Here is an 18,999-nt window from a genome sequence, read left to right as displayed (position 1 = left end):
CGGTTGATGGAGGGCCAAAGCCGCGCGCGAGTCACCCGAAATTAAGGGCGCTAAAGCACGCGGAAATCCGCCCCCAGCCAAGGCATCCTTTGCAGGGCTGGCGCAATGAACAGCTTCTGTGAAAGATCGCGGATCAGGTTCGCCATTTCACTGGGAATGGCGCCCGTCCAGTCATCGGTGCAATAGAGCATGATCTGGCGCGGTTGCGCGGGTGAGGGCAAAGGGTAGGTGTCAATCCCATCTGCAAATCGCTCGCCCCGCATCAGGCTTAGGGGCGTTGTGATGGTGAAGCCAAGCCCTGCCGCCACGAGGGCCGAAATGGATTGGTTCGAGTCGATCTCAAATCTGCGACTAACCTCCATATTATGCTTCTGAAGATACTCATCAATATGCTGCGCCATAACCTGCGCAGGGTCGCGCCCCAAAAAAGCAAGCCCGCCCAAATCTTCGAACTTTCCCTCAAAGGCATATCCTTTTGGGAGGGCCAAAATATAGGGATCCTGCACAATCGGGTGCGCCACGATATCGGCGGGCGCGGTCTGCGGTGCGGCGCAAATGATCATATCAAGGTTCCGCTTGGTCAACATATTCAGCAAGATGTGGCTCGCCCCAGTTTGTAGGCGGAATTTACAATCGCTGAGCGTCTCGGCCAAACGTGCGGCCAATTGTGGGGTTAGATCATTCTCAAAATCATCAATAACCCCAAGACCAAGGGCGGATATGCCCGATAGGTTTAGGCGGCTGAGATCTTTTTGCCCTGCACGCAGCGCACCAAGCGCCACTTCCACCCGTTTTAGGAACAACCGTCCCGCAGGTGTCAGGCCAATAGGCCGCCTGCGGGTGTCAATCAATTCAACCCCCACTGCCAAAGATAAATTGCGCAGTTGCTGCGAGGCGGCGGGAACGGATAGACCCATCTCCTCTGCCGCATCGGACAGCGATCCCGTGCGCGCCATGACCTCGAAGGTCTCAAGGCTCTTGAGGCTGATCCCCTTAAGATCGGGTCGCGTCATGCGGCGATGATCCGTTCCAATAGCGCCTGAGGCACAGCGACCCCTTCTGTCAGCGCGGTTTCAAATTTTTGCCTACGCGAAAGCGCCTGCAACCTGTTGGGGGCATCGGCAAGAAGGGCTTGGGTGAATTGCTCAAGCGCCGATACCTGCCCGTATGATTGCGGCTTGATGGCAAAAAGACAATGCCCCATGCGCAGCGGCCCGCTGCTTGGATCATCAGGGTCACCGATCATGGCAGAGGCCCCCGCCCCAACAAGGCTGAGCACGAGAATTTCGACCATCACCGCAATATTGAACCCGTAGTTGCCTTGAACAGGCAAGATGCTGCCCTCAATCGCCGCGCGGGGATTTTGCGTGGCGCGCCCGTGGTCATCAAGCGCAAGGTGGGGCGGCAGCGTGGTTCCTGATTTGATGTGATCAAACACAGTATCGCGCGATATCGCGGCTTGGCCTTGTTCAAAAATCAACACACCCTGTCCGCGCTTGTCAGGGACTGCCAGTGCCATTGGATTATCCCCCAAAGTCGGGGGCAAAGGCGGGTTTGTGCTGATGCATGCCGTGTCGGTCGATAGCGCCAAGCTCACATAGCCGCGCCGCGCAACGTCTTCGGCCATCTGCGGCAGAAATCCTGGGCTATGACCATTGACAAAGGCCAAACAGGCCGTCCCTTCCGCCTCGGCGATCTGCAGAAACTCGGGCAGGGCCAGATCAAAGGCCGCGGGCAAAAAGCCGTTGGCGATGTCACAATGTAACCGCACGCCGTGTCTGGTCTGCAATTTCGGCATCGCCCCCCCATCACAGCGACCAAGCGCCAGATCCTCAAGGCAATGCAATAAATAGCGAAGGCCTGCGCGGGCGCGTCCTTCAGCTTCGGCGCGGGCGATGCGGCGTGCAAGGGGTTTGGCTTGATGTGTTTTGGCCGACAATCTGCTGAGGCTGTCAAAACTCAGCGCCTCTAAATCGGCAAGGCTTAGCCGTTGATTGTTTTCGTCTTGCTGCTCATTCATACCCTGTCGCCTTTTACACTGCGGCTCAACATTGAGCCTCTATGGGACAGATTGTTTCACTCAAGAACGGCGGCAGAAGGGCGCAAGCGCGGCAAAAGCGGTGCGATATTGGGGCGCGCCTAGCCCTCGATGATCAGTTCGGGCAATTGACGCGCATAGCCGCGGATCACATCGGCCAATTGCCGATGCGCAGTGCTGGCCCCTGAGGTTGAACGCCATACAAGCCCGATAGAGCGCGAAAAACGCTTGCCCTTAAAGGGCCTTACCGCAACATCCTGCGCGCGCCCCGATATTTCGGAACGCACATAAAGCGCAGGCAAAAACGTGGCCCCCATCCCCATTGCAACCATCTGGCGCAGGGCATCAAGCGATGTGCCCTCATATTCGCGCGACAATGTCGCCCCTGTTTCAACACAAAGTGCAGATATCTGATCATGCAGCGCATAATTCGGCGACAGTGACAGGATTGTTTCGCCGCTGAGGTCTTGCGGTTCAATTTGGCTGCGCTGCGCGAGTGGATGATCGGCCGAGATTGCCACGACCAAGGGCTCTCGGAACAACCGCTCCGTAATCAAAGACGCGCCAGGGATTGGCAATTGCGTTAGGATCAGATCATGGCCCCCTTCGCTGATTTGACGGGCAAGGTCATGTGGGGCCGCCTCGCGCACATAGAGACGCAGATCAGGGTGGGAGCGATGCAAATCGCCCACGATATGTGGCATCAGATAAGGCCCCAGCGTGGTGGACGTGCCAAGGCGCAATGTGCCCGCGAGGCCCGTTTGCAAGGTTGCGGATAGATCAACAATCGCTTGAGTCGCGTCCAAAATATCGCGCGCGCGCGCCACAACTTCGCGTCCCGCTAGGGTCAATTTCACAGGCCCGCGCCCCCGTTCAATCAGGGTCAGGGATAATGCCTCCTCCAAGGTTTTGATCTGCACCGAGAGCGAGGGTTGCGATATCCCACAGGATTCTGCCGCTAGGCGGAAATGGCCCGTTTCCTCAATCGCGACCAAGTACCGAAGTTGGCGCAAGGTAAGCGGAATTTTTGGAATTGGCATGGCGGATGCCTCATTAGTTTTTTCCTATCAAAATATGTTGTAATGCAATATTTTCTTTCAGCAAGGGTGACCCTAAATCTTGGTCATGATCAGGCGCAAACCTGATTGGGCCGATGCGAAGGCACGCGCGCAAAGGCCATTTACACGCAAGGCCCAAGTCTCTGGTTGTTAGTCCCTTCCAGTGGTTTGAGATGGGCAAAGCGTTTCGGGTGTCCTGACGGGATCCTGCCGTCACCCCTGAGGGACACCCGATTTCTCCTTAAAAGCGCGGATTAATCAGCTCTCCCCGGTTAATCCGCGCTCACCTCTCTCTTAGGTATGAAATTCGGTGGTGCTGCCATCGGGCAAAATTGCCACAGCGCTTAAGCGTCCTGTTTCATCGGGGCGCGTGTTTAGCGCGATGCGCCCCTCCGCTTGGGTTACGCTGTCGACTGCGTTATGGCCGTGGGCTATCCATAGGCCATCTCCACGCAGGCGATAGGCAAATTCAGGATGGCCCCAGATCAGATTGCGCCCGCTTTGTTGGTCAAGCGGATGATGCGGATCAGCGCCAGCATGGGTTGCAGCCAAGCTGCCTGATTTCCAAAACAACGGCAGGTTGGCTAACCACGCAATGCGCGCCTCTCCCAAGACTTCTGATAGATGTGCAACCAAGTCATCGGGGGGCAGGTTCGGGTCAAGCTTGAGTTCCTGCAAAAATCGCGGTGCCCCTGCACGCAGCCAGCGTTGAAGTCGCACCGCCGGCGCATCTAAACTATCGAGCAAAAGCCGTTCCTGCGCACCGCAAAGACAGGTGACGTTATTTGGAAATTCTTGGGTCAAATCCATCAGGCGGTCGAGCGTGGCTAACCCTTGCCCGCCCGCGTGCAGGTAATTTCCAACGAAAACCAATTGTGGATTTGTTGCGCCACTATTGCCGATATGGGCATCAATGCGCGCCAAAATGCCTTCAAGCAAACTGGCGCAGCCCATAAGGTCGCCCACGATATAGCTTGCCAATTCAGGCCGCGGTTGCCCGCCTTTGCCCTGACCGAAGGCTGCCTGTCCTGTGGGTTTGGGGGTGCGCTTGAACAGTTTGAACATGGTTAAAATCTGCGCGGATATGGGCGCATAAGCAAGGCTAAATTTGCGGTGCAGCTGCGCGCTTAATCGCGCGCGCGCAACCGTCCCGCAGGGCGCATGGCCAAAGGTCGCCATGCGTAACCAAGCCCCGCAGCAAGGCTGACTAAGGCACCGCCCCCAATGATGAGAATGGCCGAGGTGAGGTCAAACTGAAAGGGCGCCTCCATCACAAATTCCATGACTGCAAAGCCGCCAAGCGTGCCTGCGCCAAGGGCGACCAAGCCCGCCATCGCCCCTAACAATGCGGAACGAAGGGCGAAGGATGACAGGATTTGCCCACGCGAGGCGCCGAGGGTTTTCAAAAGTGCCGCCTCATAGCTGCGCGCCCGTTCGCCCGATGCGGCCGCACCGATTAATACGATCAATCCTGTCAACAGGGTCACGCCTGCGCCAAGGGACGTTGCCGTTGCAATGGCCCCAAGCGCCTCGGCCACGCGGTCTAGTGCATCACGGATACGAATGGCGGTAATGTTGGGGGCATCGCCCGCAATATCACGCAACAACTGCGCTTCTGCCGACTCTTCGGCATAGACTGTTGCGATGAATGTATGAGGTGCGTCTGCAAGCGCGTTAGAGGAGAGGGTCATAACAAACCCAATCCCTGCATTCGAAAAATCAACCTCACGCAGCGCGGCTATGGTCGCGGTGATGTCCCGCCCCAAAACGTTAACAGTGATCTGATCGCCAAGCCCGACACCTAATTCGGCGGCCTCTTCGGCGGCAAAGGCCATCAATGGTGGCCCGTCATAGCCTTGATCCCACCATTGCCCTGCAACGATTTGGTCAGATGGTGGGGCTTCGTCCAGATAGGTCAGGCCACGATCCCCGCGCACGACCCAGTGATCCCCTGCCACTTCGCGCGCGTCTTGCCCGTTGATCCCCGTCACGATGCCGCGCAGCATGGGCGCGGTTTCCACCCGTGATACCGCAGGGTCGCTTGCCGTGCGGGTGAGAAAGGCGTCAATTTGGTTTGGTTGGATATCGACAAAGAAATAGGAGGGGGCAACCTCGGGAAGGTCGCGGTCAATCGCATTTTGTAGATTGGACGAGATTTGCCCCACCGCCGCCAGAACTGACAGGCCCAGCCCCAGCGAGATCATCACCGCGGTTGCTTCTGAACGGGGGGCGGCAATCGCAGCGAGGGCCGCGCGCAGCATGACCCGTCCGCGCAAGGCGCGCCCGCGCGCCAAATTGCGCAAGACACGGCGCAACACCCATGCAGCCACCCATAGGATCAAAAGGGCTGCGGCAATCCCCCCTGCTGCGCCAAGCGTCAAAATCGGCACGCCAGACCGCCATAGCGCCAATCCCAAGAGCGCGGCGCATAGGCCAAGCAGCGCTGCGATATAGCGTTTGCGCGGGGTGGCAATGGCTGGGCTTGCCGCATCTCGAAAGATCGCTGCGGCGCGCAGGCGTTCGGTTTGCGCCAAGGGTAGCAGCGTAAAGATTAACGCCGTCAGCGCGCCATAGCTCGCCGCCTCAAGAAGGGCAGCAGGGGCGATGGTTATGTTCAAATCCACAGGCATATGCGGGGCCAAGAACGGAGCCGCCACAAGCGGCAACACCGCCCCAAGCACCACACCCATGCCAACACCAAAGGCGCCCAAAATAATAATTTGGATCAGATAGGCGGCAAAGATCGTATGCCCCTCGGCCCCGATGGTTTTCAGGATCGCAATGGTGGATAGACGATTTTCCAAATAGGCCCGCACCGCGGCAGCAATGCCAACTCCACCTACGGCCAGACCTGCAAGGCCAACCAACACAAGGAACGTGCCGATACGATCGACAAAGCGTTGCACCCCCGGGGCCGCGCGGCGGCTGTCTTGCCAGCGGATACCGCCTTCGGGAAAAGCTGCCTCCATCTGACTGCGCAAGCTATCGAAATTTGCCCCTTCGGGCAGTTTCAACCGCACTTCGGTTTCATATAGTGTGCCGGGTTGGATCAGGCCTGAGGCGGTCAATCCGTCCAGCGATATGATGGTGCGCGGGCCAAGGCCAAAGCCGCCTGCCGCGCCATCAGGTTCTGCATCAAGGGCGGCGCGCAGTTGAAATTCTGCCGTTCCAATGGTGAAGACATCACCAATTTGCATGCCCAAACGATCAATCAGCACTTGCTGCATCACTGCGCCATGCAGGCCGTTTTGTGCTGAAATGGCCTCTTGGATCGGGTGATCTGGTATAAGATCCGCCGCGCCATAAAGCGGATAGGCCGCATCGACCGCCCGTAATTGGGTCAGGGCGTAATCCATCCCCTCGGGCCCCGTGAAACCCGCCATAGACCGCAGTTCGATGGTCTCAGAGAGATCTGTTGAGATTGCCGCCATAAAGGCGCGCTCTTCATCATTTGGGCCGCGATAGGTGAATTCCATTTCAGCGTCTCCGCCAAGGATCACCGCCCCCTCACGCGACAAGCCATCGCCAATTGCGCTGCGCACTGTGCCAACAGTGCCGATAGCCGCCACGCCCAAAATCAAACAGGCGAGAAAAATGCGAAAACCACGCAACCCCCCACGCCATTGCGCGCGCAATTCGCGCTGCGCAATTCGCCACGCCATGATCATGTGCGCGATCCTTTTTGCGGGCGTGTTTCTGAGACGACCCGACCATCACGCAAGGTGACCATGCGGTCACATTTTGCGGCCAGTTCCGAAGAATGGGTGACGAGGATCAGCGTAGCCCCGTGACGGGTTTGCAGATCCATCAGAAGGTCCATGATCTGCGCTCCATTGGTTGCGTCCAAATTCCCTGTCGGTTCATCCGCCAACAAGATCGAGGGGCGCGGTGCTGCCGCACGGGCCAAGGCCACGCGCTGTTGTTCACCGCCTGACATTTGCGCAGGATAATGCCCCGCGCGATGCGCAAGGCCAACCGAAGCCAGTTCCGCCTCGGCCCGATCAAACGCATCGGCCACCCCTGCCAATTCAAGGGGCGTTGCAACATTCTCCAGCGCGGTCATGGTTGGGATCAGGTGAAAAGATTGAAAAACAACGCCCATATGGTTGCGGCGAAACCGCGCTAAGGCATCTTCATCCATACGTCCCAAATCATGATCAAGCGCACGCACTGTGCCCGATGTGGGGCGCTCTAATCCACCCATCAACATTAAGAGCGAGGACTTGCCCGAACCCGATGGCCCAACGAGGCTGACGCTTTCCCCTTTGCTTATCGCCAAAGACACCCCATGTAGGATATCGACAGGGCCCGCATTGCCCATCAAGGACAGACCCGCGTCTTCAAGCGAAAGGATGGTTTCAGCCATGTTCAATAACCCCGCATACTTGGTTGCATCTCGATATGGGGTTTTGCCGCGCTGCGGCAAGGGGCGGCCTGTCTGGGCGGCGCTCTTTGGCGTGCTGCTGATGCTGCTGCCACAGACGGGGGCCGCACAGGTGCAGGTCGTTGCCTTGGGCGACAGTCTGACCCAAGGATACGGCTTGCCCCAAGGCGAAGGTTTTGTGCCGCAGCTGCAAAATTGGATCAATGAGCAAGGTCTTGATGCACAAGTCGTCAATGCGGGTGTCTCGGGTGACACGACCGCAGGGGGGCTGTCTCGGATTGACTGGACGCTGACCCCTGATGTGGATGCCGTGATCGTGGCATTGGGGGGGAATGACCTGTTGCGTGGGATTCCACCTGCAACTAGCCGCGCCAACCTTGAGGCAATTTTGCAGAAAATATCTGCGCGCAATTTGCCGGTTCTTTTGGTGGGCTTGCCCGCGCCCAATAATTACGGCCCCGCATTTAAGGCTGAATTTGACGCGATTTACCCCGATCTCGCGGCCCAATATGAGACTAGTCTTGTGCTTGATTTTCTTGGGCCTATTGCCGCGGCCGCAGAAAGTAACCGCCAAGAGGCATTGAGCGATTTGATGCAGCCCGATGGCATTCACCCTAATGCCAAGGGCGTGGCTTTGGTGGTCGAGGCACTTGGCCCTGAGGTTGCAAACCTTATTGCCCGCGCCGAGGCAGGCGGGTCATGAGCGAGGCTGCCGATCATCTGCGTGTGGCTCTTGGGCAGATGTGTTCTGCCACGACCCACGCCCCAAATATCGCCGTGATGCAAGAGTTTGCACGCGATGCGGCGGCAGCGGGCGCAGATCTTTTATGTCTGCCTGAAGTGGCGGGTTTGATGTGCCGCGATCGTGAGAAAGCTTTGGCACAGGTCAAGACCGCTTCGGAAGATCCGTTTCTGGATGCCGCGCGCAATGCGGCGCGCAGGCACAACCTTTGGATCCAAGCAGGCACAACACCGATCCGACCTGAAGGCGCAGAAAAATTCCGTAATCACGCTGTTTTGATCGCGCCTGATGGGGATGTGGTCGCGGCCTATGATAAAATTCATCTGTTTGATATCGCACTGGACGGGCAGGCCCCAATTGGAGAGTCGAGCCGATTTGACGCGGGGGATCAGGCGGTGTTGGTCGACACCCCTTGGGGCGCGTGGGGGATGAGCGTGTGTTATGATCTCCGCTTTGCCCATCTCTTTCGCGACTATGCCAAGGCCGGCGCGCGCATGATCTTTGTGCCATCGGCCTTTACGGTGACCACGGGCCAAGCTCATTGGGAGGTTCTGCTGCGTGCCCGTGCCATTGAGACGGGCAGTTTTATCGTAGCCGCCGCTCAATCAGGCAGCCATGAAGATGGGCGCAGCACCTATGGTCATTCGATGATTGTCGCGCCATGGGGCGAGATTTTGTTGGATGCAGGCACGGCAGTGCCCGCCTTACATATCTGCGATTTGGATTTGAGTCGTGCGGATCACGCGCGGGCACAAATTCCGAACCTGTCCAATGAAAGACCCTATCAGCTATCGCGAAAGGATGCGCGCACCAAAGCGCGCAATCCCAACGAAAGATAGGTGTGTCTACCGCTAAGATGGCGTGACCTGCTCTCGTCCTTCTTGGGGCGTTGGGATAAATTAAACCTATCGAAAGCGTGGATGTCTTTGCGATGGATGACGCGGCTTTTGCCAAAGGGGACGGATGGTTTTTGAGTAAGTCTGTCCAGATTGTTGTTGTCGTGAATTCTTTCTGTGGCAATGCGCTGAGGGCGGCATCGTCAAACGTGAAAGGGTTTTCTGCCTCTGGTTTAACCACCAGCAACGCATCATTTGCCAAAGCGCTTTGGGTAGCGGCGCTTAAAAATGCGCCACAAAGCATCAGCCTTGCTGCGCCGCGAAAACTTGCGCGGTTTATCATCATCGTCTCAATCCCAGTTTAGCTTGCATGAATCTATAGCATGACGGTTGTCTTTTTTATGGTATCGAAAGATAGTTATGCCTATCTATCGTTTATAATTTTTCGAGTAAGTATGCTGTGCTGCGAAAGGCTGGCATATTTTTTGAATAAGTAGTCATATAGTATAACTCTATATGATCTTTGTGTATTTAGTTTCGAGGTCGCAGGCGTTGGACAAGGCAAAGTGATCTTGAATATGTGGACGTATCTATTGGGAGATTGTGAATGTCCGAGGGGAATGGGAACGCTGCTGCTGCCCTTCAGGTTTTAATTGCCGATGATCACCGCCTCTTGGGTGAGGCAGTCGCAAACCTTCTGAAAACGGGGGCGGGCTATGGTGTGAAAACCGCTGAAACCTACGACAGCACCCTCAGTGCACTTGCCGAGGCGCAATATGATATTGTGCTGCTTGACCTGAAAATGCCGGGCATGGTGGGTTTGGCCTCTGTGCGCACAGTGATCGAAAAAGCGGGCGCAGGGAAAGTTGTTCTTTTCACTGGCCAAGTGGATCGCCATTTCTTGAATTCTGCGCTTGAGCTGGGGGTCAAGGGATTGATCCCGAAAACTATGCCGCTGCAATCATTGGTATCAGTCATTCAACTGATCGAGTCGGGTCAAGTTTTTGTGCCTATGCAAGAAACGGGCGCGGCGCTGCCCTCAGCGGGTCAAAGCGATGTGCCCCTGACGGAAAAAGAATTTTTCGTGCTGCGTTTGGCGGCAGATGGTCTAACCAATAAGGAAATTGCCCGCGATATGGGCACGACTGAGGTGACGGTGAAGATGCATATGCGTTCAGTTTGTAAGAAACTGGGCGCGCGCAATCGGGCGCATGCCGCAATCATCAGCCGCGAGCGCGCCATTTTGTGACCTGTCGGGTGTAGCGGTCAGTTTTTGGAAGAATTGGCTGGGGTGGTAGGATTCGAACCTACGGTACGCGGTACCAAAAACCGTTGCCTTACCACTTGGCTACACCCCAACCGTGACGCGCTAGTTACTTTGCGCGGGTCGCAGGATCAAGACCCTTGTGCGAAAAATCTTTGGTTTATTTTCGTGGTCTCAAATCGTTTGATCATAGGCCCCGACATCGGGTTCTGTTCGAATGATCGCGTCTAGGTCTTGGAAGATTGCGCGCATTTCTGCTTCGCTGGCGGGACTTTCGCAGACAACCACCAAATTCGGCGTGTTGGATGAGGCGCGCACAAGGCCCCATCCGCCATTTTCCAACATCACCCGCGCGCCATTTACCGTGACAACATCCACGATTTTCTGCCCGCCCAGTGAGCCGCCTTGACCCTGTAAAGCCACGAGTTTTTCCACCAACCGAGCGAGAACATCGTATTTTATCGTGTCCGCGCAATAGGGTGACATGGTCGGGGTGGCGTAGGTTTGGGGCAAAGCGCGGCGCAGATCCGCCATAGAGGCGTCAGGGTTGCGATCCATCAATTTACAGATTTCTACCGCAACGCGCATGCCGCAATCATAGCCACGCCCCAGAGGCGGCGCGAAGAAATAGTGGCCCGATTTTTCGAACCCCGCGAGTGCGCCCAATTCATGCACGCGGCGTTTCATATGGCTGTGGCCGGTTTTCCAATAATCCGCCCGCGCGCCAAGCGCCCGCAATTCAGGATCAGAGGCATAAAGCCCCGTAGATTTCACATCCGCTACGAAAATCGCGCCCTTGTGATGTTTGGCCAGATCGCGGGCCAAGATCACGCCCATCTTATCGGCGAAAATTTCTTCACCTTCATTGTCGGCCACGCCGCAACGATCGCCGTCCCCGTCAAACCCAAGCGCAAAATCAGCGCCGCTTTCACGCACAGTGTCGGCCATGTCATGCAACATTTCCATCGCTTCGGGGTTTGGGTTGTAATGTGGGAATGTGTAATCAAGCGCATTATGTGATGCGACCACCTCGACCCCCATGCGCGCGAATAACTCAGGGGCAAAGGCCGAAGCCGTGCCATTGCCCGTGGCGCAGACCACGCGCAGCTTGCGGGTCATTTTGAAATCGCCAACGAGATCATCCAAATAGGCCTCTTTGACCCCATCGACAAACTCATACGCGCCGCCCGTGCGCGCCACACCCGCGCCGCCCAAAACGATATCGCGCAAACGCGCCATCTCGACTGGGCCATGGGTGAGGGGCTTTTCAAATCCCATTTTCACCCCTGTCCATCCATTGGGGTTATGGCTGGCTGTCACCATGGCCACGGCTGGCGCATCAAGGTGAAATTGCGCGAAATAGGCCATCGGGCTGAGGGCGGGGCCGATATCCCGCACCTTGATCCCCGCCTGCATCAAACCCAAGATCAGCGCGTTTTTAACCGAGAGCGAATAGTCGCGGTAATCATTGGCGACCACGATCTCAGGGCGGATGCCCGCCTCATGCATTTGTGTGCCAAGCCCTAGACCCAAGGCAGTAACGCCTGGCAGGTTGATCTCTTCGGGAAAACGCCAGCGTGCATCATATTCGCGAAACCCGGTCGGTTTAATCATGGGATCGCGCAAAAAGGCCCATGTATTCGGGGTGACCTCGGCGAGGGGTTTTGTCATGACGAATACCTTATTGGGCTTGGGTTAAATGCGGATTGGGTTGGCTTTGGCCAATTGGTCAAGCTGCATCAACATTTCAATTAATGCGGGCATATCCGACAGTCGGATCATATTGGGGCCATCGCAAGGGGCGTTGTCGGGGTCTTGGTGCGTCTCGGTAAAGACCGCGGCCACACCAACCGCCACGGCGGCACGGGCCAAAACTGGGGCGAATTCGCGCTGCCCGCCTGATGCGCCACCCAAACCCCCAGGTTGTGCCACAGCGTGGGTTGCATCCATTACAACGGGGCAGCCCGTTTTTGCCATCTCGGGCAGAGACTGCATATCAACCACGAGGCGGTTATAGCCGAAACTGACCCCGCGCTCGGTGAGCAGGATCCGATCATTGCCCGTGCTTTCGATTTTGGCGACCACATTGGGAATATCCCACGGGGCAAGAAACTGTCCCTTTTTGACGTTGATCACGGCACCCGTCCTTCCCGCCGCTAGCAAAAGGGCGGTTTGGCGGCACAGAAAAGCAGGGATCTGGAGAACATCCACCACCTCGGCCACGGGGGCGCATTGCTCTTTTTCGTGAATATCGGTCAGAACAGGCACGCCAAGCGTGGATTTAACAGATGCTAAAACCTCAAGGCCTTTATCCAAACCCAAGGGGGGCGCGGCATTGAGTGAGGTGCGATTGGCCTTATCAAAGCTGCCCTTGAAAATATACTGCGCGCCTGCCTTTTCGCAGGCCTCTTTTAGGATACCTGCAATCATCTGCGCATGGTCTGCGCTTTCCAATTGGCAAGGCCCCGCAATAAGCGTGAGCGGGCGGTCGTTGCCGACCGTCAGATTTCCGATTTGCACGTCTCTCATAGTTTTTACGCCGATACCTGTTCGCGAAGAATGGATGCTGTCATTGATATCAACAGGTAGATGCCCGAAAACACAAGGAAGGCAAGCAATGTATTTTCAAAACTGCGCGGATAGGCCGCCTCGTCAGGGGCGATAGGAAAGACCCCGATAGAGAGGTAAAGCGTTTGGCGATTGGCCTCGATCCGTGCGCCCTCCATCTGTTGCAGAGCTTGGCTGAGCATTTGTTGGCGTGTTTCTAAATCGGTCTCAGCCACCATCAATTCCGACTGCACCCGTGCAAGTGAGGTTTCGCCTGTATCCGTATCGGTCAGGCCACTGCGCAGGCTTTCGATTAAGGTTTCAAGGCTTGCAATATTGCGTTCAGCCACCTCAACACGGGTCGAGTTGGGGCGAGGGTTCGATAACAGTTCACTCAAGCGCAGTCTTTCTTCCTGCAATTGCAGCTCGAAATTCGAGATCTGCTGGAACACGGTTGCAACCTCGCGATCAGCTGACAAAATCCCGCGCCGTTCTTGCAATTCGATCACGCGTTGACGCGCGGACATCATATTAGCCTCGGCTTCTTCATAACTTTCCCGCGCGCCACGCATTTGATCTTCGCGTAAACGTTGGCTCATTTGATCCACCCGCTCTTCAGCGTAGGTGATCAAGGCGGTTGAGAAATTCTGCGAGGTTTCAGGATCAGAGGCCAGAACCTCCATCTTGATTAAGCCTTCGGTCGGGTCATAGCCAATGGTCAGGTGACGCAGATAGGTGTCGTATAGCTCTTCGTCACTGGCATTGGCGGGTAAACGCGTCAGTGGGTCAAGGGCGGGGTCACTGAAATGTGCGCGCAGGTTCATCTCTTCATCAAGCCGCAGCATTGCTTCGCGACTTGTCAAATAGCTTTGGACGGTGATGCTTTCTTGGACTGTAGCAAAACTTGATCCGCCAAGTAGCCCACCCAAGCCCGAGGAACTGCTTTGTGCCTCGGCCTTTTGGATCAAGAATTCGGTATTGGTGGCATACATCGGTGTCGCCACCATGTAGAAATACCACCCCACAAGCATGGTGGGTAAGAGCACGAAAAATGCCAAACGTGCGCCAAGTAGCACCAATTTACGTTTGCGCCGCCGTGCGATTTCCATCTGCACATGGCGAATTTCGGCCAGCCGGCCCGCCTCGTCCATAGGGGCTGCAGCCGTGGGAGAGGCAGGCAGGGTTTGGCGAGTAATGCGCGCGGGCAAGTTTTGGCTTGCACCCTCCTCCGCCTCAGGGCCGCTGTTTGAAAATAGGTTGATCATCGGCGTGCGGGCAAATGGGTCAAGGCCACGTTGGCGCAGCATCCGCACCGCATCAAAATCCGAAGCGGGCTCCAGACCATGCTTCAACGCTAAGCGCCGTGCCATCCGCAACTGCCGACCTGTCAGACCTTCACGCCGTATCTCGGCCAGCGCCTCTTCGATCTGCTGCGCCTCAGAATTTGCAGGGGGCAGGGATGTGGTGCCTGCTGCATGTGCCGCTGATCCTGGGAAAACGCGATCACCGAATCCGTCATCATTGGGGTCAAAGGGACGATCTTCGGTTGCGGCTTGATCCGTTTGATGGGGTGCAGTTCCGCCTGCAATGCTGCCTAATCGGAATTTGCGTGCCTTAGGTGGAGTAGTCATAAAGCGCCTTTGCCTCCTCCAAATTGTTGAAACGATAGAGCGCGCCATCGCGCAGAACGGCGGCTTTCTGGGCAAAACGCTCTACGGTTCGCATTTGGTGTGATACGATAATGACTGTGGCTGATTTCAAACGCTCCGCGAGGATAGAGCCCGCACGGCGGTTGAATTCCGCATCAGTGGATGAGGGCATCCCCTCGTCAATCAAGTAAATGTCAAACTCAAGCGCGAGCAGCAGCGAAAACGAAAACCGCGCCCGCATGCCCGAGGAATAAGTGCCAAGGGGCCGATCAAAATATTCACCTAGATCGCAAACCCATCGACAAAAGGCTTGAACATAGTCGGCATCAAGGCCGTAAAGATGGGCGATGTAGCGTGCGTTCTCACTGGCTGAGAGGCGCCCGACCACCCCGCCCATAAACCCAAGCGGAAAGGAAATGCGACAGCCCCGGTGAATTTCTCCTTCGTCAGGTTTTTCAAGGCCCGCCATCATGTTGATCAATGTGGTTTTCCCAGTGCCGTTTGGGGCCAGAATCCCCAAAGACTGTCCGAGATCGACCCGAAACGAGGCGCGATCAAGGATCACCTTTCTCTGGGTGCCCGTCCAAAACGACTTGGAAACATTCACAAATTCGAGCATTCTCAGCCCTATACTGCTTGCCTAAGCGCCGATTATTCTTCGCGCATTTTCCCATATATGACATTTATGCATGGTTTATGTCTATGAATTATGTGTGAGGTGGGGCGGGTTTGGCAATTTGTTGCAAGATTGGGTGTGATCCTGCGCCCCGCCCTTGCGCAGGCCGAGGCAGGGCAATACGGGATGGGGGAAATAATCCTGGCCTGCGCGTCTTTTGCGCAAGATGTTGGAGTGTTGATGGATGACCGAAACGCCCTTGGATCATGCCCATGCGCAAATGCAAGCAGACCCTGATGCCCAGATGCCGCGAATGCGGTTCTATGACCGCCTTTTGGGGGCTGAGCTATTCGTGCTGCTTGAGCGCCCAATGGCCGCTGGGCAGGATCGGATTGAGCCAAAAATCCTGACATCTGAGGGGGTTTCCTTTGTCTTGGCCTTTGACCGCGAAGAACGGCTGTCGCAGTTCGTGGACGGGGTAGAAGCTCCCTATGCTGCGCTTACGGGGCGGGCCTTGGCGAAAATGTTGGCACCTCAGGATATTGGTCTGGGCTTGAACCTTGGGGTCGCGCCCAGCGAGATCTTGCTTGACGGCGCTGCGATGATCTGGCTGCGCGATATTGCCGAGCAGGGGCCAACATCCATAGATGCGCGCCCCGTGTCGCTGAACGCACCACGCGGCCTGCCGCAAGATGTTTTGATTGCGTTGGACGCCAAATTAGCAGGGCTGACGGGGTTGGCCGCAGGGGCCTATCTTGCCTTAGCCGATTATGCCGATGGCAGTCACAGCCATATTCTATGCTTTATCGATGCAGCGCCTGAGGCGCATGAGGCCTTGGCGCGCGCCGTTTCAGAAACGCTCCATCTGTCTGGCGTTGAGGCGGGCATGCTTGACGTGGTGTTTTTGCCGTCACATGAGGCCTTTGTTGCCAAATTGGCGAAGGTTGGCTTGCGTTTTGATCTGCCACAGGTTGAAAAGCCACGGGAACGCCCCGCGCCGGGATCGGACCCAGATAACCCACCCAAGCTGCGATAGCTTGGCCCGCTGCAACGAAAGGCTTAGCCATGCAAACCGCATTGACGACCGAGCTCTACATTCTCGCCCTCGCTTTCTTTTTACAGGTATTCCAATTGATGCTGTATGGCGTTGTTGCGAATTTACAGGTCGGGGTTGGGTATTCCATGAGTGCGCGGGATACAGCCAAAAGCCTAACGGGTGTGGCAGGCCGATTGCAGCGCGCCTTAAACAACCATTTTGAGGCATTGATCCTCTTTGCCATCGCGGTGGGGTTGGTAACGGCGCTTGGGGCGTCTAATGCTGCCACCGAAATTTGCGCCCATGCCTATTTGGTGGCGCGGATCCTTTATGTGCCAGCCTATGCGCAGGGACTCACGCCGTGGCGGTCTGTCATTTGGGCGGTTGGGTTCTTTGCGACAATCGCTATGGTTGTGATCGCAGTTTTTTAATTTGTGATCACAAAGCCGAAAATCACCCCCTGAGCCGCGCTATTTTGGCCCGTTTTCGGGGGGGTGAGGGGTGAAAATCCTTGTTTCGCGCACGCCAATTTCCTATGCGCTTGGCAAATTCGGCCTGACACAGGGCCACGACCAAGCGCCAAGGAGGCGAAGATTATGGCAGATTATGATGTTATCGTTATTGGCGCAGGCCCTGGTGGCTATGTGTGTGCAATCCGTTGCGCACAGTTGGGCCTAAAGACCGCCTGTGTCGAAGCCCGCGACACATTGGGCGGCACATGCCTTAATATCGGCTGCATTCCGTCTAAGGCGCTGCTGCACGCTAGCCATGCCTTGCACGAGGCAGAACATAACTTCGCCAAGATGGGCCTCAAAGGTGCTGCGCCCAAGGTCGATTGGAAAGGTATGCTGGCCTATAAAGATGATGTGATTGGCCAAAACACCAAAGGGATCGAATTCCTGTTCAAAAAGAACAAGGTGGATTGGATTAAAGGCTTTGGTTCCATCCCCGCAGCGGGGCAGGTGAAGGTTGGCGACACAACCCATAACGCAAAATCGATCATTATTGCATCTGGCTCAACGCCGTCCACGCTGCCAGGCATTGAGGTAGACGAAAAAATCGTGGTCACGTCTGAGGGTGCCTTGGCTCTGGGTAAAGTGCCCAAGAAAATGGTTGTCATTGGTGCTGGGGTTATCGGTCTTGAGCTTGGGTCGGTCTATGCCCGTCTTGGGGCCGAGGTCGAGGTGATTGAGTATCTCGATACCATCACCCCCGGTATGGACAGTGAAGTTGCCAAGAATTTCCAAAAAATTCTTTCAAAACAGGGTTTGAAATTTACGCTTGGCGCCGCTGTTCAAGGGGTAAAAACGACCAAGACCAATGCGACTGTCAGCTACAAATTAAAGAAAGATGACAGCGACCATCAGGTTGTTGCGGATGTGGTTCTGGTTGCGACTGGGCGCAAACCCTACACCGAGGGGCTTGGCCTTGATGCGCTTGGGGTGGAACTGTCCGAGCGCGGCCAAATCAAAACGGATGGCCACTGGCAGACCAATATCAAGGGCGTTTATGCGATTGGCGATTGTATCGCAGGCCCAATGTTGGCGCATAAAGCCGAGGACGAAGGCATGGCCGTTGCCGAGGTTGTCGCGGGCAAACATGGTCATGTGAATTATGGTGTGATCCCTGGCGTGGTTTACACAAACCCCGAAGTGGCTTCGGTTGGCGCGACTGAGGAGATGCTGAAGGCTGAGGGCCGCGCTTATAAGGTTGGGAAATTCTCCTTTATGGGCAACGGCCGCGCTAAGGCGAATTTCGCGGCGGATGGTTTTGTGAAAATCCTTGCCGACAAAGACACTGACCGCATTTTGGGGGCTCATATCATTGGCCCTGCAGCAGGGGATTTGATCCATGAGGTTTGTGTCGCGATGGAATTTGGCGCCAGTGCGCAGGATTTGGCGCTGACCTGTCATGCGCATCCTACATTCTCTGAGGCAGTGCGCGAGGCGGCATTGGCCTGTGGGGATGGGGCGATCCACGCCTGACTTGCGGCGTTTGAAACAAAGAGATGCCGAATGCAGGGGAGGCATTCGGCATCTTTCCTTTGGGGTGACTTGCGCAACAGTCGGGGAAACCTTGGGCAAGTCTAACGGCGGTTTCCTGATTGGGGGACTGCAAACCGCATGGCTCATTTAAAACCCGATTCGGTTTAAGCAATGGTTAATGGTCAGCCTCAGGCGGCCAGCAGCCTTAATCCATGGGTGACATCGGCCCGAACGGCCAAGCGCAACCCTGGCTCATCTCCAGCCTTTAATGCAGCGAGGATTGAGCGATGATGCTGCGGTGCATCGGTTCGGTTGAGCCGCCCGTAGAGGGCGCGCATGGTCGGCCCCAATTGCAGCCAAACCGTTTCCGCCAAAGCCAACATTGCGGGCGCTTGTGCGCGCAAATAGAGCGTGCGGTGGAATTCAAGGTTATAGCGAATATAGGCAATGGCATCGCCCGTATGGATCACCCCTGCAATCGCGCTATTGGTGCTTTCCATACGTTCGATAAGGGCCATATGCGCCCGCGGCAGGGCGCGTGCGGCCAATTCAGGCTCAAGCAAGGCGCGTAACGCTGCCAATTCTTCGATCCGTTCATTACTAAGTTCTGGGGTCGATACGCGGCCAGAAGCCGATAAAAACAATGCACCTTCGCTGACCAAACGCCGCACCGCCTCGCGCGCAGGGGTCATGGATACCTGAAATTCTTGGCCAATTCCGCGCAGCGTCATTGCCCGCCCCGGTAAAATTTCGCCATGCATGATGCGCGAGCGCAAAGCGCGATAGACCCGTTCATGGGCCACGGCAGCGGTTTGTTCAGCTGGGCGCGGGTTGATCAACATAG

18 protein-coding genes and 1 tRNA gene are annotated in these 18,999 nt (G+C 56.2%); 7 read left to right on the top strand and 12 right to left on the bottom strand.

Annotation, left to right across the window (positions count from 1 at the left end):
• Positions 1 to 50 precede the first annotated feature (50 nt).
• The 6 genes from RYZ18_RS06990 to RYZ18_RS06965 form a co-directional block, all read right to left on the bottom strand.
• Positions 51 to 1,013 carry a LysR family transcriptional regulator gene (locus RYZ18_RS06990; RefSeq protein WP_317655722.1) on the bottom strand — a complete coding sequence of 321 codons (963 nt, stop codon included), beginning with the start codon at positions 1,011 to 1,013 and terminating at the stop codon, positions 51 to 53.
• Entirely contained in the window at positions 1,010 to 2,020 is a 1,011-nt protein-coding gene (locus RYZ18_RS06985; protein WP_317655721.1) for an Ldh family oxidoreductase, read from the bottom strand. The genes RYZ18_RS06990 and RYZ18_RS06985 overlap by 4 nt, the downstream gene beginning before the upstream one ends.
• Before the next feature lie 119 nt (positions 2,021 to 2,139).
• Complete coding sequence (locus RYZ18_RS06980) at positions 2,140 to 3,078, bottom strand: hydrogen peroxide-inducible genes activator (protein ID WP_317655720.1); 939 nt, start codon at positions 3,076 to 3,078, stop codon at positions 2,140 to 2,142.
• A 312-nt stretch (positions 3,079 to 3,390) separates the two neighbouring features.
• Positions 3,391 to 4,275 carry a serine/threonine protein phosphatase gene (locus RYZ18_RS06975; RefSeq protein ID WP_317655719.1) on the bottom strand — a complete coding sequence of 295 codons (885 nt, stop codon included), beginning with the start codon at positions 4,273 to 4,275 and terminating at the stop codon, positions 3,391 to 3,393.
• A complete protein-coding gene (locus RYZ18_RS06970; protein ID WP_317655718.1) occupies positions 4,224 to 6,764 on the bottom strand; it encodes an ABC transporter permease in 2,541 nt (846 codons plus the stop codon). Before RYZ18_RS06970 ends, RYZ18_RS06975 begins: the two co-directional genes overlap by 52 nt.
• The gene (locus tag RYZ18_RS06965; protein ID WP_317655717.1) at positions 6,761 to 7,462 is read right to left on the bottom strand and encodes an ABC transporter ATP-binding protein; all 702 of its coding nucleotides are present in this window, start codon (positions 7,460 to 7,462) and stop codon (positions 6,761 to 6,763) included. The genes RYZ18_RS06970 and RYZ18_RS06965 overlap by 4 nt, the downstream gene beginning before the upstream one ends.
• Between RYZ18_RS06965 and RYZ18_RS06960 the strand changes: the two genes are divergently transcribed.
• From RYZ18_RS06960 to RYZ18_RS06945, 4 genes are all read left to right on the top strand, one after another.
• Entirely contained in the window at positions 7,461 to 8,183 is a 723-nt protein-coding gene (locus RYZ18_RS06960; RefSeq protein ID WP_411567082.1) for an arylesterase, read from the top strand. The genes RYZ18_RS06965 and RYZ18_RS06960 overlap by 2 nt on opposite strands.
• A complete protein-coding gene (locus tag RYZ18_RS06955; protein ID WP_317655716.1) occupies positions 8,180 to 9,061 on the top strand; it encodes a carbon-nitrogen hydrolase family protein in 882 nt (293 codons plus the stop codon). Before RYZ18_RS06960 ends, RYZ18_RS06955 begins: the two co-directional genes overlap by 4 nt.
• Positions 9,062 to 9,192: 131 nt before the next feature.
• A complete protein-coding gene (locus RYZ18_RS06950) occupies positions 9,193 to 9,423 on the top strand; it encodes a hypothetical protein (RefSeq protein ID WP_317655715.1) in 231 nt (76 codons plus the stop codon).
• A gap of 242 nt (positions 9,424 to 9,665) precedes the next feature.
• Positions 9,666 to 10,307 (top strand): response regulator, encoded by a 642-nt coding sequence (locus RYZ18_RS06945; protein ID WP_317655714.1) that lies wholly within the window; start codon positions 9,666 to 9,668, stop codon positions 10,305 to 10,307.
• Positions 10,308 to 10,341: 34 nt separating this feature from the next.
• Here the strand turns inward: RYZ18_RS06945 and RYZ18_RS06940 are convergent.
• The 5 genes from RYZ18_RS06940 to RYZ18_RS06920 all read right to left on the bottom strand — a co-directional run bounded on the left by RYZ18_RS06940 (position 10,342) and on the right by RYZ18_RS06920 (position 15,137).
• A tRNA-Gln gene (locus tag RYZ18_RS06940) sits at positions 10,342 to 10,416 on the bottom strand.
• A gap of 80 nt (positions 10,417 to 10,496) precedes the next feature.
• Positions 10,497 to 11,993, bottom strand: coding sequence for a phosphomannomutase/phosphoglucomutase (locus tag RYZ18_RS06935; RefSeq protein WP_317655713.1), 1,497 nt, complete (start codon positions 11,991 to 11,993; stop codon positions 10,497 to 10,499).
• Positions 11,994 to 12,017: 24 nt separating this feature from the next.
• Positions 12,018 to 12,851 carry a 3-deoxy-8-phosphooctulonate synthase gene (kdsA, locus tag RYZ18_RS06930; RefSeq protein ID WP_317655712.1) on the bottom strand — a complete coding sequence of 278 codons (834 nt, stop codon included), beginning with the start codon at positions 12,849 to 12,851 and terminating at the stop codon, positions 12,018 to 12,020.
• A 5-nt stretch (positions 12,852 to 12,856) separates the two neighbouring features.
• Complete coding sequence (locus tag RYZ18_RS06925) at positions 12,857 to 14,500, bottom strand: capsule biosynthesis protein (protein WP_317655711.1); 1,644 nt, start codon at positions 14,498 to 14,500, stop codon at positions 12,857 to 12,859.
• The gene (locus RYZ18_RS06920; RefSeq protein ID WP_317655710.1) at positions 14,484 to 15,137 is read right to left on the bottom strand and encodes an ABC transporter ATP-binding protein; all 654 of its coding nucleotides are present in this window, start codon (positions 15,135 to 15,137) and stop codon (positions 14,484 to 14,486) included. The genes RYZ18_RS06925 and RYZ18_RS06920 overlap by 17 nt, the downstream gene beginning before the upstream one ends.
• Positions 15,138 to 15,378: 241 nt before the next feature.
• Here RYZ18_RS06920 and RYZ18_RS06915 point away from each other — a divergent pair, with 241 nt between their 5' ends.
• The 3 genes from RYZ18_RS06915 (at position 15,379) to lpdA (ending at position 18,155) form a co-directional block, all read left to right on the top strand.
• Positions 15,379 to 16,170, top strand: coding sequence for an SseB family protein (locus tag RYZ18_RS06915; protein ID WP_317655709.1), 792 nt, complete (start codon positions 15,379 to 15,381; stop codon positions 16,168 to 16,170).
• A gap of 29 nt (positions 16,171 to 16,199) precedes the next feature.
• The gene (locus RYZ18_RS06910; protein WP_317655708.1) at positions 16,200 to 16,601 is read left to right on the top strand and encodes an MAPEG family protein; all 402 of its coding nucleotides are present in this window, start codon (positions 16,200 to 16,202) and stop codon (positions 16,599 to 16,601) included.
• Between the two features lie 165 nt (positions 16,602 to 16,766).
• Complete coding sequence (gene lpdA, locus RYZ18_RS06905; protein ID WP_317655707.1) at positions 16,767 to 18,155, top strand: dihydrolipoyl dehydrogenase; 1,389 nt, start codon at positions 16,767 to 16,769, stop codon at positions 18,153 to 18,155.
• A 188-nt stretch (positions 18,156 to 18,343) separates the two neighbouring features.
• Here the strand turns inward: lpdA and RYZ18_RS06900 are convergent, their stop codons facing one another.
• Positions 18,344 to 18,997 carry a GntR family transcriptional regulator gene (locus RYZ18_RS06900; RefSeq protein ID WP_317655706.1) on the bottom strand — a complete coding sequence of 218 codons (654 nt, stop codon included), beginning with the start codon at positions 18,995 to 18,997 and terminating at the stop codon, positions 18,344 to 18,346.
• Positions 18,998 to 18,999 lie beyond the last annotated feature (2 nt).

The organism is Roseovarius sp. 10, from assembly GCF_033100315.1.
Classification (GTDB): Bacteria; Pseudomonadota; Alphaproteobacteria; order Rhodobacterales; family Rhodobacteraceae; genus M30B80.
This window is presented reverse-complemented; position numbering and strand designations above follow the sequence as displayed.